This window comes from Paraburkholderia sp. BL9I2N2 (genome assembly GCF_004339745.1).
In the GTDB taxonomy this organism is placed as follows: Bacteria; Pseudomonadota; Gammaproteobacteria; order Burkholderiales; family Burkholderiaceae; genus Paraburkholderia.
This window is the reverse complement of sequence record NZ_SMGP01000001.1, coordinates 1,680,281-1,694,223: the sequence shown is the minus strand read 5'-3', so window position 1 is coordinate 1,694,223 and position 13,943 is coordinate 1,680,281. Positions and strand designations below refer to the sequence as shown.

General features: G+C 63.2%; 14 protein-coding genes. 7 read left to right on the top strand and 7 right to left on the bottom strand.

The annotated features are described in order from the left end of the window. Window positions 1–76: 76 nt before the first annotated feature. The 3 genes from hpnI to B0G74_RS07955 form a co-directional block, all read right to left on the bottom strand. Window positions 77–1,237, bottom strand: a complete 1,161-nt coding sequence (gene hpnI, locus B0G74_RS07965) for a bacteriohopanetetrol glucosamine biosynthesis glycosyltransferase HpnI (RefSeq protein WP_132374289.1) — start codon at window positions 1,235–1,237, stop codon at window positions 77–79. Further along, window positions 1,234–2,655, bottom strand: coding sequence for a hopanoid biosynthesis associated radical SAM protein HpnJ (gene hpnJ / locus B0G74_RS07960; protein ID WP_132374288.1), 1,422 nt, complete (start codon window positions 2,653–2,655; stop codon window positions 1,234–1,236). Before hpnJ ends, hpnI begins: the two co-directional genes overlap by 4 nt. Window positions 2,656–2,989: 334 nt before the next feature. Continuing rightward, entirely contained in the window at window positions 2,990–3,193 is a 204-nt protein-coding gene (locus B0G74_RS07955) for a cold-shock protein (RefSeq protein WP_007181784.1), read from the bottom strand. Window positions 3,194–3,512: 319 nt separating this feature from the next. Between B0G74_RS07955 and B0G74_RS07950 the strand changes: the two genes are divergently transcribed. After that, window positions 3,513–4,955 (top strand): NAD-dependent succinate-semialdehyde dehydrogenase, encoded by a 1,443-nt coding sequence (locus tag B0G74_RS07950; protein WP_132374287.1) that lies wholly within the window; start codon window positions 3,513–3,515, stop codon window positions 4,953–4,955. Between the two features lie 87 nt (window positions 4,956–5,042). Beyond that, a complete protein-coding gene (locus B0G74_RS07945) occupies window positions 5,043–5,642 on the top strand; it encodes a GNAT family protein (RefSeq protein ID WP_132374286.1) in 600 nt (199 codons plus the stop codon). Window positions 5,643–5,705: 63 nt separating this feature from the next. Here B0G74_RS07945 and kdgT read toward each other — a convergent pair whose 3' ends face one another. After that, window positions 5,706–6,722 carry a 2-keto-3-deoxygluconate transporter gene (kdgT, locus tag B0G74_RS07940; protein ID WP_132374285.1) on the bottom strand — a complete coding sequence of 339 codons (1,017 nt, stop codon included), beginning with the start codon at window positions 6,720–6,722 and terminating at the stop codon, window positions 5,706–5,708. Between the two features lie 270 nt (window positions 6,723–6,992). On the opposite strand from kdgT, the gene kduI reads away from it, so the two are divergent. The 3 genes from kduI (at window position 6,993) to kdgR (ending at window position 9,625) form a co-directional block, all read left to right on the top strand. Then, window positions 6,993–7,829 carry a 5-dehydro-4-deoxy-D-glucuronate isomerase gene (kduI, locus tag B0G74_RS07935; protein WP_132374284.1) on the top strand — a complete coding sequence of 279 codons (837 nt, stop codon included), beginning with the start codon at window positions 6,993–6,995 and terminating at the stop codon, window positions 7,827–7,829. Window positions 7,830–7,881: 52 nt separating this feature from the next. Then, window positions 7,882–8,652, top strand: coding sequence for a 2-dehydro-3-deoxy-D-gluconate 5-dehydrogenase KduD (kduD, locus tag B0G74_RS07930; protein WP_132374283.1), 771 nt, complete (start codon window positions 7,882–7,884; stop codon window positions 8,650–8,652). A 100-nt stretch (window positions 8,653–8,752) separates the two neighbouring features. Beyond that, window positions 8,753–9,625 carry a DNA-binding transcriptional regulator KdgR gene (kdgR, locus tag B0G74_RS07925; protein WP_132374282.1) on the top strand — a complete coding sequence of 291 codons (873 nt, stop codon included), beginning with the start codon at window positions 8,753–8,755 and terminating at the stop codon, window positions 9,623–9,625. 11 nt (window positions 9,626–9,636) lie between these two features. On the opposite strand, the gene B0G74_RS07920 is transcribed toward kdgR, so the two are convergent. After that, window positions 9,637–10,569: a TauD/TfdA family dioxygenase gene (locus B0G74_RS07920; protein WP_132374281.1), complete on the bottom strand. Its 933-nt coding sequence runs from the start codon at window positions 10,567–10,569 to the stop codon at window positions 9,637–9,639. Window positions 10,570–11,360: 791 nt separating this feature from the next. Between B0G74_RS07920 and B0G74_RS07915 the strand changes: the two genes are divergently transcribed. Together B0G74_RS07915 and B0G74_RS07910 are read left to right on the top strand one after the other, a co-directional pair. Continuing rightward, entirely contained in the window at window positions 11,361–11,744 is a 384-nt protein-coding gene (locus B0G74_RS07915; RefSeq protein ID WP_132374280.1) for a hypothetical protein, read from the top strand. A 78-nt stretch (window positions 11,745–11,822) separates the two neighbouring features. Beyond that, window positions 11,823–12,071: a hypothetical protein gene (locus B0G74_RS07910; protein WP_132374279.1), complete on the top strand. Its 249-nt coding sequence runs from the start codon at window positions 11,823–11,825 to the stop codon at window positions 12,069–12,071. A gap of 64 nt (window positions 12,072–12,135) precedes the next feature. Here the strand turns inward: B0G74_RS07910 and B0G74_RS07905 are convergent, their stop codons facing one another. Together B0G74_RS07905 and B0G74_RS07900 are read right to left on the bottom strand one after the other, a co-directional pair. Next, a complete protein-coding gene (locus B0G74_RS07905) occupies window positions 12,136–12,387 on the bottom strand; it encodes a hypothetical protein (protein ID WP_132374278.1) in 252 nt (83 codons plus the stop codon). 294 nt (window positions 12,388–12,681) lie between these two features. Beyond that, window positions 12,682–13,929, bottom strand: a complete 1,248-nt coding sequence (locus B0G74_RS07900; RefSeq protein ID WP_132374277.1) for an enolase C-terminal domain-like protein — start codon at window positions 13,927–13,929, stop codon at window positions 12,682–12,684. Between the last annotated feature and the right edge of the window lie 14 nt (window positions 13,930–13,943).

Sequence of the window (13,943 nt, the reverse complement as noted above, 5' to 3'; positions counted from 1 at the left end):
GCGCTTCAGGCGCCTTGCCGTGCTTTTAACCGCTGCTTTAAAAACCCTGCGCATCATGACCGATCCGTGGTGCCGTTCATTCGTCCTGTGCCGCCGACAACAGGCCGTCGCCATCCACCTTGAAGCTGACGCCTCGCCAGATCACGCGCGAGGACCAGAAGCTCGCGACGAAGATCGCAAACGATACGATATCCCAGAACGGCAGCAGCCACAGATCGCGATGCGCCTGCTTCAACGCGCGATCGGACAGCAGTTTCAAGGCGAGCCGCGCGCACATGGCGGCCAGCGCGAGCGACCATGCCCACCAGCCGCCAGCCGAGAAGATGACCGCGAGCAGCGCGAACGCGAACGGATGAACCAGCGCGGAGCCGAGATGGCCGAGCGGATCGATGCGGCGAATGGTGCGGCTCCAGCGCAGTTCATGCGCGATCAGTTGCGCCGCGCTCGATTCGACGCAGGCATGCGAGATCGTGAACGGCGGAATCACCACCTTCTCGCCGAGCAGGCGCACCGCCTCGCCGATCGCATGGTCCTCGGCCAGATGCCGCACGAACGGTGTAAAGCCGCCGATTTTTTCGAGCGTATCGCGCCGCATCACGATGGTCTGCCCGAAGCACGGGCGCGCGAGCCCGAGCGCGAGACCGGTCACGACACCCGGCAGGAACTGATAGTTGGTCGCCTTGGCCGACAGGCGCGGCCAGAAGCCCGGATCGGGCTGTCCGCGATACGCGCAGGTGACAAGTCCGACGCCGGGCTTCTGCAACTCGCCGATCACATTGCGCAGATAGTTCGGGCCGACGCTCACGTCGCTGTCGGCGAAAACGAGCACGTCGTGCCGCGCTTGCGGCAGCATGTTGAGGATGTTGCTGATCTTGCGGTTCGGGCCGTACAGGCGCGTGTCGGCCACCACGGTGATGTCGGCTTCGGGAAAGTGGCGCCGCAGATCGTCGACGGTTTGCAGCGCGGGGTCGGCGGAGTCGTGCACGCCGAACAGGAATTGCACGGGCCCTGGATAATCCTGCCGGCAGAAGCTCGACAGATTGGCGAGCAACGCCCACTCGTTACCGTGCAGCGGTTTGACGATGGTGACCGGCGGAAAGGTGCTCGGCTCCGACACAGCTCGCGCGAAGAATCGTCCGATCAACGCGCCGGCGAGCACAGTGTAGCCGACGCCGACAACGGCGCCCGCCGCGCACGCATAGGCCAGCGTGACTTCGAGCAGGTGCGCGGCGTTCACGCCTCGTGGGCGCGCAGGAACCGGAAGAATTCGACGCCTTCACGCAAGCGCCGTTTCATCATGTCCCAGCTCGTCAACATCTCACGCAGGATTTCCCAGATCTTCGATGGGCGGAAATAGAACCGCTTATAGAAGTTTTCGAGCTGATGGTAGATCTCGTCGCGCGACAGATGCGGATAGCCGATCGCGGCCAACTGCACGCCTTCCTTGCTCACGAGATTGATCACCTTGTTCTCTTCGAGCCAGCCGTTTTCGACCGCCTGGTTGTAGAGCGTCGTGCCCGGATACGGCGCGGCGAGCGACACCTGGATCGTGTGCGGATTGATCTCCTTGGCGTACTCGATCGTCTTCTGGATCGTGTCCTGCGTTTCGCCCGGCAAACCGAGAATGAAAGTGCCGTGAATCTTGATGCCGAGCTTGCGGCAATCGTCGCTGAACCGGCGCGCGATGTCGGTGCGCAGACCTTTCTTGATGTTCAGCAGGATCTGGTCGTCGCCGGATTCGTAGCCGACCAGCAGAAGGCGCAGGCCGTTTTCCTTCATGATCTTGAGCGTGGCGTACGGCACGTTCGCCTTCGCATTGCACGACCACGTCACACCCAGTTTGCCGAGGCCGCGAGCGATTTCCTCGACGCGCGGCTTGAAGTCGGTGAAGGTGTCGTCGTCGAACATGATCTCCTTGACTTCAGGCATGTTGTCGCGAATCCACTTCACTTCGGCCAGCACGTTCTCGACCGAACGCGTGCGGTAGCGATGCCCGCCCACGGTTTGCGGCCACAGACAGAAGGTGCACTTCGAACGGCAGCCGCGGCCCGTGTAGATCGATACGTACGGATGCTTCAGATAGCCGATGAAGTAGTTGTCGATCTTCAGATCGCGCTTGTACACGGGCGCCACGAACGGCAGCTCGTCCATGTTCTCGAGAATCGGGCGCGCTTCGTTGTGCTCGATCGAACCGTCGCGGTTGCGATAGCTGAGCCCTTTGATCTGCGCGAACGGTTTGCCCTCGGCGATTTCCTGGCAGGTGAAGTCGAATTCCTCGCGGCAGACGAAGTCGATCGCCTCGCTCGCGGTCAGCGAATTGTGCGGATCGACCGCCACCTTCGCGCCGACCATACCGATCAGCAGCGACGGCTTGCGCTTTTTCAGGTCTTCGGCGAATAGCGCGTCGGTGGGAAAGGACGGCGTGCTGGTGTGGATCAGCACCAGATCGTATTGCTGCGCAATGTCGAGCGATGCCTCGACGGACAGGCCGTCGGCGGGTGCGTCGAGGACACGGCTGTCGGGCACGAGTGCGGCGGGCTGCGCGAGCCACGTCGGATACCAGAATGAGCGGACTTCACGCTTGGCCTGATAGCGCGAACCCGCGCCACCATCGAAGCCGTCATACGACGGCGCCTGCAAGAACAGGGTTTTCATGGATGCTCCAGCAAGCCTTGTATCGGCGCTTTCAGTTCTCTGTCGCCAAACTATCGGAACTATTGCCCGCCACCCGGCGGGGGAATCGCGCAAATACTACGGAGCAAAGCTGAAGGAAACCTTAAGGAAAATACGGACGCTGACGATACCCGCGGCGCTGTTCCATGTGCCTGGAAACTGGCGTCGGACCACGTGCGGCAACCAGGATCGAGCGGACAAAATCCGGTTTACGGCGCTTCATGTCAAGCGTGTGAACGAGCCGCTTTTTTCGATGTGGGGATCATGCAGATTGATGGCCGGCCGCACGCGTTGCGCGCGCGAACCGGCCATGACGTCAGACCGGCTTGATATCCGCCGCCTGTTTGCCCTTCGGCCCCTGCTTGATTTCAAAGCTGACCTTCTGGTTTTCCTGCAAGGACTTGAAACCTTCGGAACGAATCTCCGAGAAGTGGGCGAACAGATCTTCGCCGCCGTCGTCGGGGGTGATGAAACCAAAGCCTTTTGCGTCGTTAAACCATTTCACTGTACCGGTTGGCATGTCGATTCCTCTGTGCATCTGGGTTGATTGGGCTGCATTCGCCGAGCTTCGCCCGCCGCCGCGGGTGTGCGCCGGATCCTGTCACCGCTGCTCGACTCTACGCTTCTTTGCGCGGCGCTGCTTCGCCCGGTTTTCCGCCGCCGCAACAGCCGAGCCGCAAGACGCGTGCCGCGCACCAAGTCCGGGCAGGCCGCCGGTGCGATTTCACACAATCAGATAAGATGTTTGGTTATCGGCAGTCCACCCATGGCCGCGCAGGTCCAGCCCAATGTTTCACGACCGCGCGACCTGTCGTTTTCCCCTATACAGGAACCCCAGCATGGCCTCGAACTATACGGATACCCGACTTCTGATCAACGGCGAGTGGTGCGACGCCGCCAGCGGCAAGACGCTCGACGTCATCAACCCTGCCACCGGCAAGGCCATCGGCAAAGTGGCGCACGCCGGCATTGCCGATCTGGACCGGGCGCTGGCCGCCGCGCAGCGCGGCTTCGAAGCCTGGCGCAAAGTGCCGGCCAACGAGCGCGCCACGACCATGCGCAAGGCCGCCGCGCTGGTGCGCGAGCGCGCCTCGGACATCGGCCGCCTGATGACGCTGGAACAGGGCAAGCCGTTCGCCGAAGCACGCGTCGAAGTGCTGGCGGCGGCGGACATCATCGAATGGTTCGCCGACGAAGGCCGTCGTGTCTACGGCCGGATCGTGCCGTCGCGCAATCTCGCGGCGCAGCAACTGGTGCTCAAGGAACCGATCGGCCCGGTAGCCGCCTTCACGCCGTGGAACTTCCCGGTCAACCAGGTGGTGCGCAAGCTGAGCGCCGCGCTCGCGTGCGGCTGCTCGTTCCTCGTCAAGGCGCCGGAAGAAACCCCGGCATCGCCGGCTGCGCTGCTGCAGGCTTTCGTCGAAGCCGGTGTGCCGGCGGGCACGGTCGGCCTCGTGTTCGGCGACCCGGCTGAAATTTCGAGCTACCTGATTCCGCATCCGGTGATCCGCAAGGTCACGTTCACCGGCTCGACGCCGGTCGGCAAGCAACTGGCGGCACTGGCCGGCGCGCACATGAAGCGCGCGACGATGGAACTGGGCGGTCATGCGCCGGTCATCGTGGCCGAAGACGCCGACGTGGCGCTCGCCGTGAAAGCCGCGGGCGGTGCGAAGTTCCGCAATGCCGGTCAGGTCTGCATCTCGCCGACGCGCTTTCTCGTGCACAACAGCATCCGCGAAGAATTCGCCGCGGCGCTGGTCAAGCACGCTGAAGGCCTCAAGCTCGGCGACGGCCTCGCCGAAGGCACCACGCTCGGCCCGCTCGCCAACGCACGCCGTCTCACCGCGATGAGCAAGGTGCTCGACGACGCGCGCAAGACCGGCGCCAAGGTCGAAACTGGCGGCGAACGCGTGGGCTCGGAAGGCAACTTCTTTGCGCCGACTGTGCTGACCAACGTATCGCTCGAATCGGACGTGTTCAACAACGAGCCGTTCGGCCCGATCGCCGCGATTCGCGGCTTTGACAAGCTCGAGGAAGCGATCGCCGAAGCCAATCGTCTGCCGTACGGTCTGGCGGGCTACGCGTTCACGAAGTCGTTCACCAACGTGCATCTGCTGTCGCAGCAACTGGAAGTCGGCATGCTGTGGATCAACCAGCCGGCCACGCCGTCGCCGGAAATGCCGTTCGGTGGCGTGAAGGATTCGGGCTACGGTTCGGAAGGCGGCCCGGAAGCGATGGAAGGCTATCTGGTCACCAAGGCGGTATCGGTGATGTCGGTTTAAGACGGACCGAGGCGGCTTACCGGTCGCCTCTTTTTACGCCACCGTACCGGGTCCGCGAGCCGTCGCTCGCGGACCTTTTTTATTGCCATGAACGACACCACCCAACAACTCATGCAAGCCACGCTGACCGGCAAGACCGTGGAGCTGCGACCGCTTCAGCGGGACCATGCGCAAGCTTTGCTCGACGCCGCCGCGGACGGGCAATTGTGGAATATGAAGCTGACCGTGGTGCCCGGACCCGGCAGCATCGACAGCTACATCGCAACGGCGCTCGAAGGCCGCGCGGCCGGCACCGTGATGCCATTCGTGATCGTGCGGCGCGACACTGGCGCGCTGGTCGGCAGCACGCGGTTCTGGAAGATCGACCGGGTCAATCGCAAACTCGAAATCGGCCACACGTGGCTGAGCGAATCGGTGCAGCGCTCGGCGGTGAATACCGAGGCTAAGTATCTGCTGCTGTGCCACGCATTCGAAGCGATGCAATGCGTGCGCGTGCAATTCACCACCGACGAACTCAACGAGAAATCGCGCGCGGCGATTCTGCGCATCGGCGCGAAACAGGAAGGCGTGGTCCGGCACGAACGCATCATGCCGGATGGGCGTAAGCGCAACTCGGTGCGCTTTAGCATCATCGACGAGGAATGGGACGAGGTGAAGGCGATGCTGGAGGCGAAGCTGGCGCGGTAAAGCCACCAGCGCGCGGCCCGCTCACGCTTCTGAAAAGCGCAAGCGAGCCGCCTCCACCCTGCTCTACACATGCACATCCCGCTCATTCAGCGGCGGCGTGTTGGCCGCCGCGAACTCCTCGCGTAACGCATCGCGCGCATGATGCCGGCGCACCCACATCGCCGTGAGGATCGGCACCAGAATGGCGGTCACGAGGCAGGCCGTCGCGACCATCGCGGTCGCGGCCGGCACCAGCGGCTTGAAGCTCGGAATCATTTCGCCGATGATCGCCGGATTCGCCACCGCGGCCCCCGCCGTCGACGACGCCGCCAGCCCCGCCGCCCCATTGCCGCCGGCGATCCAGCGGTCCGCGAGAATCAGCGGAATGCCCGTCACGACGATCACGCCGAGACCCAGCACGATGCCCGGCAAGCCGCTCTTCGCGATCACGCTGAGGTCGATGCCGTTGCCGAGCGCAAAGCCGAAGAACGGAATCAGCGGATGCACGCAACGGCCGAAGAACTCGCGCAATTCGCCATCCAGGTTACCCAGCGTGAAGCCGACCAGAAACGGCAGCACCGCGCCGACGAACAGACGCGGTTCGAAGAACGCCACGCCGGTCGCGCCGAGAATGATCATGCTGACGAGTGGCCCCGATTCGATCGACATCAGCACGAACGCGCCCGCCTCTTCCTTGGTCCCGTATTGCTGCATCACAGCCGCGTAGAGACCGCCGTTGGTCATGTCCATCGACGTCGTGATCGCCAGCACCGAAAGGCCGGCGAAGAGCCCCGCCTTGACGCCGTCGATCGGAATGAAGTGCGACGCGATGATCGTCGCGATCCACGCCACGAGCATTTTCGTCACCAGCAGCGTGCCCGACTTGCGCAGCACCGTGCCGGTCGCCCGCAGATCGATGGTCGCGCCCATGCAGAAGAACCACACCGCCAGAATCGGCACGGTGCCGGAGATCAACCCATTGGTGAACGAGCCGAAGTACTTGCCCGCGCCCGGCGCAAACGTGTGGACGCAGGCGCCGAGCAGCAACGGCACCAACATCAGGCCGCCAGGAATGCGGTCGATGGCCTTCTTGAGCTTCATGCCTCCTCCATGGACTTCGCGTCCAGTTATTGGGTAATTCACCCTGGGTAATGACCCCGTTCTGACGCCGGGCTGCTCCCTTTCGGCGCAATATAGCACCGTGAAAGGAACGCTGTTCCGCTTCTGTTAGAAATAGTGCTCATCGTTTACCCGCGTGTTCTTTGAAAGCCTTGCCAGCCGTGATGCGGCGTCGCAATATTTTCGGACCACTGTTCCGAAGCTGTATTTCTGCGCTACAGTCGAGCCCACAACCCCAGCGGAGAAAGAACAATGGAAGTGAGACAGGCCATCAACAGCGAATACGCGAAGACGCTGGATACCGACGGGCTGCGCAAGGCGTTTCTGGTCGATCAGGTGTTCGAGCGCGATGCGCTGAAGCTGACCTATAGCCATATCGACCGGATCATCGTCGGCGGCGTGATGCCGGTGGCGCGCGCGGTCGAGGTGCCCAGTTCGCTCGGCAAGACGATCGGCGTGAGCTATCTGCTGGAGCGGCGCGAACTCGGCGCGATCAACATCGGCGGCGACGGCTGGGTCGACGTGGACGGTACGCGCTACACAGTGCGCAACGAAGAGGCGATCTACATCGGCCAAGGTGCGCAGGCCATCGCCTTCGGCAGCGACGACGCCGCACGTCCGGCGAAGTTCTATCTGAACTGCGCGCCTGCTCACACGTCGTATCCGACCCGCACGATCTCGCTCGCGCAGGCCTCGCCGCAAACTCTCGGCGACCCCGCCACGAGCAACCGCCGCACGATCTACAAGTTCATCGTTCCCGAGGTGCTGCCCACCTGCCAGCTTTCCATGGGCATGACCAAACTCGAACCCGGCAGCCTGTGGAACACCATGCCGTGCCATACGCACGAGCGCCGCATGGAGGTGTATTTCTACTTCAACGTCGCCGACGACGCCGCCGTCTTTCACATGATGGGCGAGCCGAACGAGACGCGGCACATTCTCGTGCACAACGAGCAGGCGGTGATCTCGCCGAGCTGGTCGATTCACTCGGGCGTCGGCACGCAGGCGTACACGTTCATCTGGGGCATGGTCGGTGAAAACCAGGTGTTCAGCGACATGGATCACATCGCGGTTCGGGCCTTGCGTTGATGGGCCGCTTTTTTACGCCGCTTTTTGACCTCTGCCACTACGACCGCACGACATGGGCTCGAACATCGTGAACCCCTTTGATCTCACCGGCCGCGTCGCCATCGTCACCGGCAGCAACACGGGCCTCGGCGCCGGCATGGCGGTCGCGCTCGCCGCCGCTGGTTGCGACATCGTCGGCGTAAGCCGCGCCGACGCCGGCGACACCGCAGCACGCGTCGAAGCCCGCGGACGCCGCTTCGCCGACGTGCGCGCCGATCTCGGCTCGATCGCGCCGGTCGAGGACATCGTGCGCGCCGCGGTTGAAGCCTTCGGCCGCGTCGACGTGCTGGTGAACAACGCGGGCATCATCCGCCGCGACGACGCGCTCGATTTCACCGAAGCCGACTGGGACGCCGTGGTGGACGTCAATCTGAAAAGCCTGTTCTTTCTCTCGCAGGCCGCCGCACGGCAGTTCGTGAAGCAGCAAAGCGGCGGCAAGATCATCAACGTCGCGTCGATGCTGTCGTTTCAAGGCGGCATCCGCGTCGCGTCCTATACGGCGTCGAAAAGCGGCGTGCTCGGACTGACGCGGCTGCTCGCGAACGAATGGGCGTCGCAAGGCATCAACGTCAATGCGATCGCGCCGGGCTACATGGCGACCGCGAACACGGCCGCGCTGCGCCACGACGCGCAGCGCAACGACGAGATTCTCAGCCGCATTCCGGCCGCCCGCTGGGGCACGCCGGACGATCTCGCGGGACCGGTGGTGTTCCTCGCGTCGTCGGCTTCGGACTACGTGCATGGGCATACACTGGCGGTGGACGGCGGCTGGCTCGCGCGCTGACTCGGCAGCGCGCGCCGGACGCGGTATGCTCTCGGCGCCTCGCCGGCGTGTGCCGGTATTGCGGGAACGTCGCGGGTACAGATAGACAGGGAAGACGGAAATGGCATCAACAGGCAAACAGCGCAAGGACGACGGCACCGCACAGGCGCAAGACGCGGAGAATGCCGACTGCGGCGAGCGCGGCGAATCGGCCTCGTCGATCGGCCGCGTCTTCGCGATTCTCGGCGCGATCGGCGACAGCGGACAGATCGGCATCAGCGAACTGTCGCAACGGCTCGGCATGTCGAAGACCACCGTGCACCGCGTGATCCAGACGCTCAAGGCGCTCGGCTACGTGACGCAGGAAGTGGAAACCGAGCGCTACCGGCTGACCATCCGTCTGTTCGAACTCGGCGCGAAGGCGCTGGAAAGTGTCGATCTGGTGCGCGAGGCCGACGTCGAGATGCGCCGCATCGGCGAAGCGACGCGCGAGGCCGTGCACCTCGGCGCGTTCGACGAAGACGCCATCATCTACATTCACAAGATCGACGCCGACTACGGGCTGCGCATGCAGTCGCGCATCGGCCGGCGCAACCCGCTGCACAGCACCGCGATCGGCAAAGTCTTGCTCGCGTGGATGGACCCGGCCGACGCGCGCGAGGTGCTCTCGCACGTCGAATTCCGCAAGTCGACGCAAAAGACGCTCTCGTCCGCCGAAGCCGTGCTGAGCATCTTGCCGCACGTGCGCGAGCAAGGCTACGGCGAGGACAACGAGGAACAGGAAGAAGGTCTGCGGTGTCTCGCGGTGCCGGTGTTCGACCGCTTCGGCCGCGTGATCGCCGGCCTGTCGATTTCGTTTCCGACCATGCGCTGCGGCGCCGACACGAAGTCGCACTATGTCGCGCTGCTCAAGAAATCGGGCCTCGCGATCTCGACACGGCTCGGTTATCGGCAAGCGCCGGCGCCGCAACAGATCGCCGCCGAGCCGGGCTGAACCACGAGCCGTCAGGCCGCCTTCGCCGCCGGATTCGGCTGCACGCTGCGCGTGAAACTGCGGCGGCCGTCCACACTCACCGGCACGTCGCCCTTCAGCGTCACGCGACGCACCACGCGGTGCGCGTCGCCATAGTCGTTGACCGCGTAGTGCTGGGTCGCGCGGTTGTCCCAGATCGCGACGTCGCCCGTCTGCCAGCGCCAGCGCACGATGTTCTCCAGACGCGTCACGTAGCCTTGCAGCAGTTCCAGCAGATGCGCCGACGCGCTCGGCGTGAGACCCACGAAGCTCTTTACGAAGTGCCCGAGAATCAGCGTCTTTTCGCCGGATTCCGGATGCACGCGCACGACCGGATGCTCGGTCTCGTAACGCGTCGACACGAACGCCTCGCGATGACGCTTGATCGCTTCAGCGTCGCGGCCACGCTCGCCGACGCTGGTGTGATTCGCGTAGTCGTAGTCGTTGCTGTGCACGGCCCAGAGCTGATCGGCGAGCGCTTTGAGCGGCGGCGGCAGATCGTCGTAGGCGGTCGCCGTGTTGGCCCACACCGTGTCGCCGCCCACTTCGGGAATCGTCACGCCGCGCAGGATCGACGCCTGCGGATAGGCGTCGACGAAGGTCACGTCCGTGTGCCATGAATTGGCGCGGCCGCCGCGATGCGAGTCGAGTTCGAGCAGATAGTCCGTGCCGTCCACCACCGGCACCGTGGGATGCGAAACCGGCTCGCCGAACAGCTTGGCGAAGGCTTCCTGATCGGCGTCCTGCAAGTGCGTCTGGCCGCGGAAAAATATCACCTTGTGACGTACCAGCGCCGCACGAATCGCTTCGACGGTGGCCGGCTCAAGCTGGCTCGACAGGCGTACGCCGCGAATTTCCGCGCCGATGCGGCCAGTGACGGGATGAATGTCCAGTGCGTTGGACGTCGCGAGACTGAGGTTCGACATGCTATGCAACTCCTGGTGTGAGGACGATCGAGGACGAGGCGGCTCAGCGTGTCAGCCGGCGCGCGGACTGACACACAGCCGACCCAGCGATCTAACCAGTCTTGGCGGCGCGCGTAAAACACTTGTTTTTCATGTGCTTATCACACGCGACGTCGTGAGGATCACGCATGGACGCGATGGCGCCGATATCGCCGCGATGCTGCCGCTCAGGTTCGCTATCGAGGCGCGCGCTTCGCGCGAACGCATGCACACGCACGGGTCGCGTCAAAAAAATCGCTCGACGATGCCGGTCGGCACAGCTAGTCTGCAACCGAATGTATCTGTACGACATAGCTGCAACGATAGGCGCCACTACACGCTTGACGGCTGCCACTACACGCGCCGTTCAGCGCCCCGCAACACGCGAGACGCGCGACCACGCCGTCTTTTCCGCAACGCGTTCAATGGCTTGCGCGCTCAACCGCCCGCCGAGCCCTACCTCCTCGCTGCGCCCTGACGCACGCTATTGAAGCGACGCGCGCCTTGCCGGCATGCATCGCAATCGACACGTCCTGTTACACACAAACACACCGGAAATGCCGCGGCTCAGTAGAGTTCGGGTCACAAGGAAACAGGAGCAATGTCATGAAAAGAATTTTCGCGCTGGTCATTCTGGCTGTCACGCTCGGCAGTGCATTGGGCGGTTGCATCGTGGTGCCGGAAGGCGGCTACCACAACCACTATCACGATCGCTATTGAGCGCGAGCCGCGCAAGACTTTCCACTCACCATCGTAGAAGCCGGAAATAAAACATGAACCAATCACAAAACCGCTGGCTGTCCATGGCGATTGTCGCGGGTCTCGGAATCGGCGCATCGTCGGTCGCGCTGGCCCACGTCGATGTGGGCGTGAACATCGGCATTCCGGGCGTCGCTTATGCGCCCGAACCCGTGTATGCCCCGCCGCCACCGCCGGTCTATGCGCCGGCTCCGCCGGTGGTCGTGGTGAGTCCGGGCTGGTACGGCGAGCGCTATTACGACGGCCACCGTTACTGGGAACGGCGCGAGTGGGAAGATCGACATCACGGCGGACGCGAGTGGCATGAAGCGCGTGGTCCGCACGGCGACTGGCGCGGTCACGATAACGGCTGGCATGGTCATGGCGACGACCACGGCCACGGGCACGGCGATCATTGATGCATAGGCCGCGGCCGCGTCGATGACGCGGCCGTGCCGCGCACGCATTCGCGCCACACCTTCTGTAGGAGCGACGATTTGCTACGCAGCGATCCAAGACGAGTCACCGCGCAAATCAACAACACGCTGATCTGCGCCGAATATAGCGAACAAACCGGTCAATTGTGTTTGCGTCAGGACGGCACACTGTTGCGCGAATGGTTTCCACCTCACTCGTGGATCGCGATTGCGTCAGTGGCGGGCGCGCGGCACTGGGGCACGCGGCCTAGCGATGATGATTTGCTGGCGTTGCTGCACAACGAGATGACACTGTTGCGCACGTCATAGAAGACAGAAGAAGACAATAGGATTTGCGCGCGGCGATGTGCTCGCCGCGCGCTTCGTGAATCGCTTAACGCGCGTTGCGAATCGGCGGCGAGTACGAGCTGACCGTCGTGTTGTTACTCTGACCTGCTTGCCACGAGCCAACGCTGGCTGAACCATATCCGCTGTTGTCGGCTTGAGCCGCGCCTTGCTGGCTCGAGGCCTGTGCTTGCGCAGCCTGTGCGCCTTGCGATACAGGCTCGTCGGACGACTGAGCAAACGCGGCTACCGGCGCGGCAAGAACAACGGCGATAGCCACGGTTTGAATGAGCGACTTCATGAAACCACCTCCAAAGATTGTCTTTCTACGCGCTGCGGATAGGGCTGTCGTTGCAGCGGTAGCTTGAGTGTAGGTGGCCAGCGCGGCGGGATAAATCCGCCAATCCTGAATTCACTGTTGCTGCTGCCACTACAATGAAAAACGGCTGTTCAGCGATTGTTTTTTAAATTTCATTTGCTCGAAACCAGCCGTTTCCCGGCCATCAATGGAGAGACTGTTCTGCCTTGCGCGCATAGTCGCGTTTTTTGCGGCGCCACAGTCGTGGGGCTAACGTACCAGACAAACTCGGGTGCTTCACGGCGTTTGCAGCGTACCGTCTTTCAGCCGCGTTTGTGTCCACGTCGTCACGCTGTTTTCGCACGGATATTTCGCGGCCTCGGCTTCGTCGATATCGACGCCGAGACCCGGCTTGTCGTTGGCGTAGACGTGGCCTTGCCTGAACTCGGGTAGGCCCGGGAAGACTTCGAGCAAGGCTGCCCTCGGCCCTTTCAGGTCCTGGATCACGAAGTTCGGCGGCTCGGTGCCCGACCATTCCTGCACCCCGAAATTGCGCGCGGCCAGATCGATATGAATATTCGCCGCATGCGCTAACGGCGACATGTCGCCGGGGCCGTGCCACGCCGTCCGAACCCCGAATTGCTCGGCAAAGATCTGCAGCTTGCGTCCGGCGGTAATGCCGCCGATCTGGCTGAGATGCACGCGGATGAAGTCGATCAGGCGCTCCGTGATCAGGAAGCGCCATTCATAGGGATTGTTGAACAGCTCGCCCTGTGCCAGCGGCGTGGTCGTTTTGGCGCGTAACTGGCGCATCCATTCCCCCTCCTCCAGCGCGATCGCGTCTTCGAGAAAGAACAGCTCGTACCGTTCCAGTTCGCACGCGAAGCGGATCGCTTCGACCGGCTTCAAACGTTCGTGCACGTCGTGACACAGCGCGACGTCGAAACCGATCTTGCTGCGAATGCCGTCGAACAGCTTGAGCGTGTCGCGCATATACTTCCGGCTGTCGAGATAGACGCCGTCCGCGGCGCCTTGCGGCGCGCTCGCCGGCGCCTTGCCGAAACCGCCTCCGCCGTAGCCGCCGCTCTGGCAGCGAATGTGCGTGATGCCCTGCTCGCGATACTTCTGAATGTTCTCGCACAACTCGTTCAGATCGCGGCCATCCGCGTGACGATAGATCGGCACGCCTTCGCGGCACTTTCCGCCGAACAGCTGGTATAGCGGCATGTTCGCCAGTTTGCCCTTGATGTCCCATAGCGCCATATCGACGCCGGAAATCGCGTTGTTCTCGATCGGTCCGTTGCGCCAATACGCGTTCTGATGCATCAGTTGCCACAGTTCCTCGATCGCGTCCGCGTCGCGCCCGATCAGCAGCGGCCGCAGATACTCCTCGATCAGGCACTGCACCGCGACGTGCCGGTAGGCGAACGTCGCGCATCCCAGCCCATAGAGACCGGGCTGGTTCGTTTCCACCTTGACGACGATCAGGTTGATGCCTTCCGGCGCGGTCAGGATGACTTTTACATCGGTAATCAGGGTTGCCATGTTCTATCTGCCAG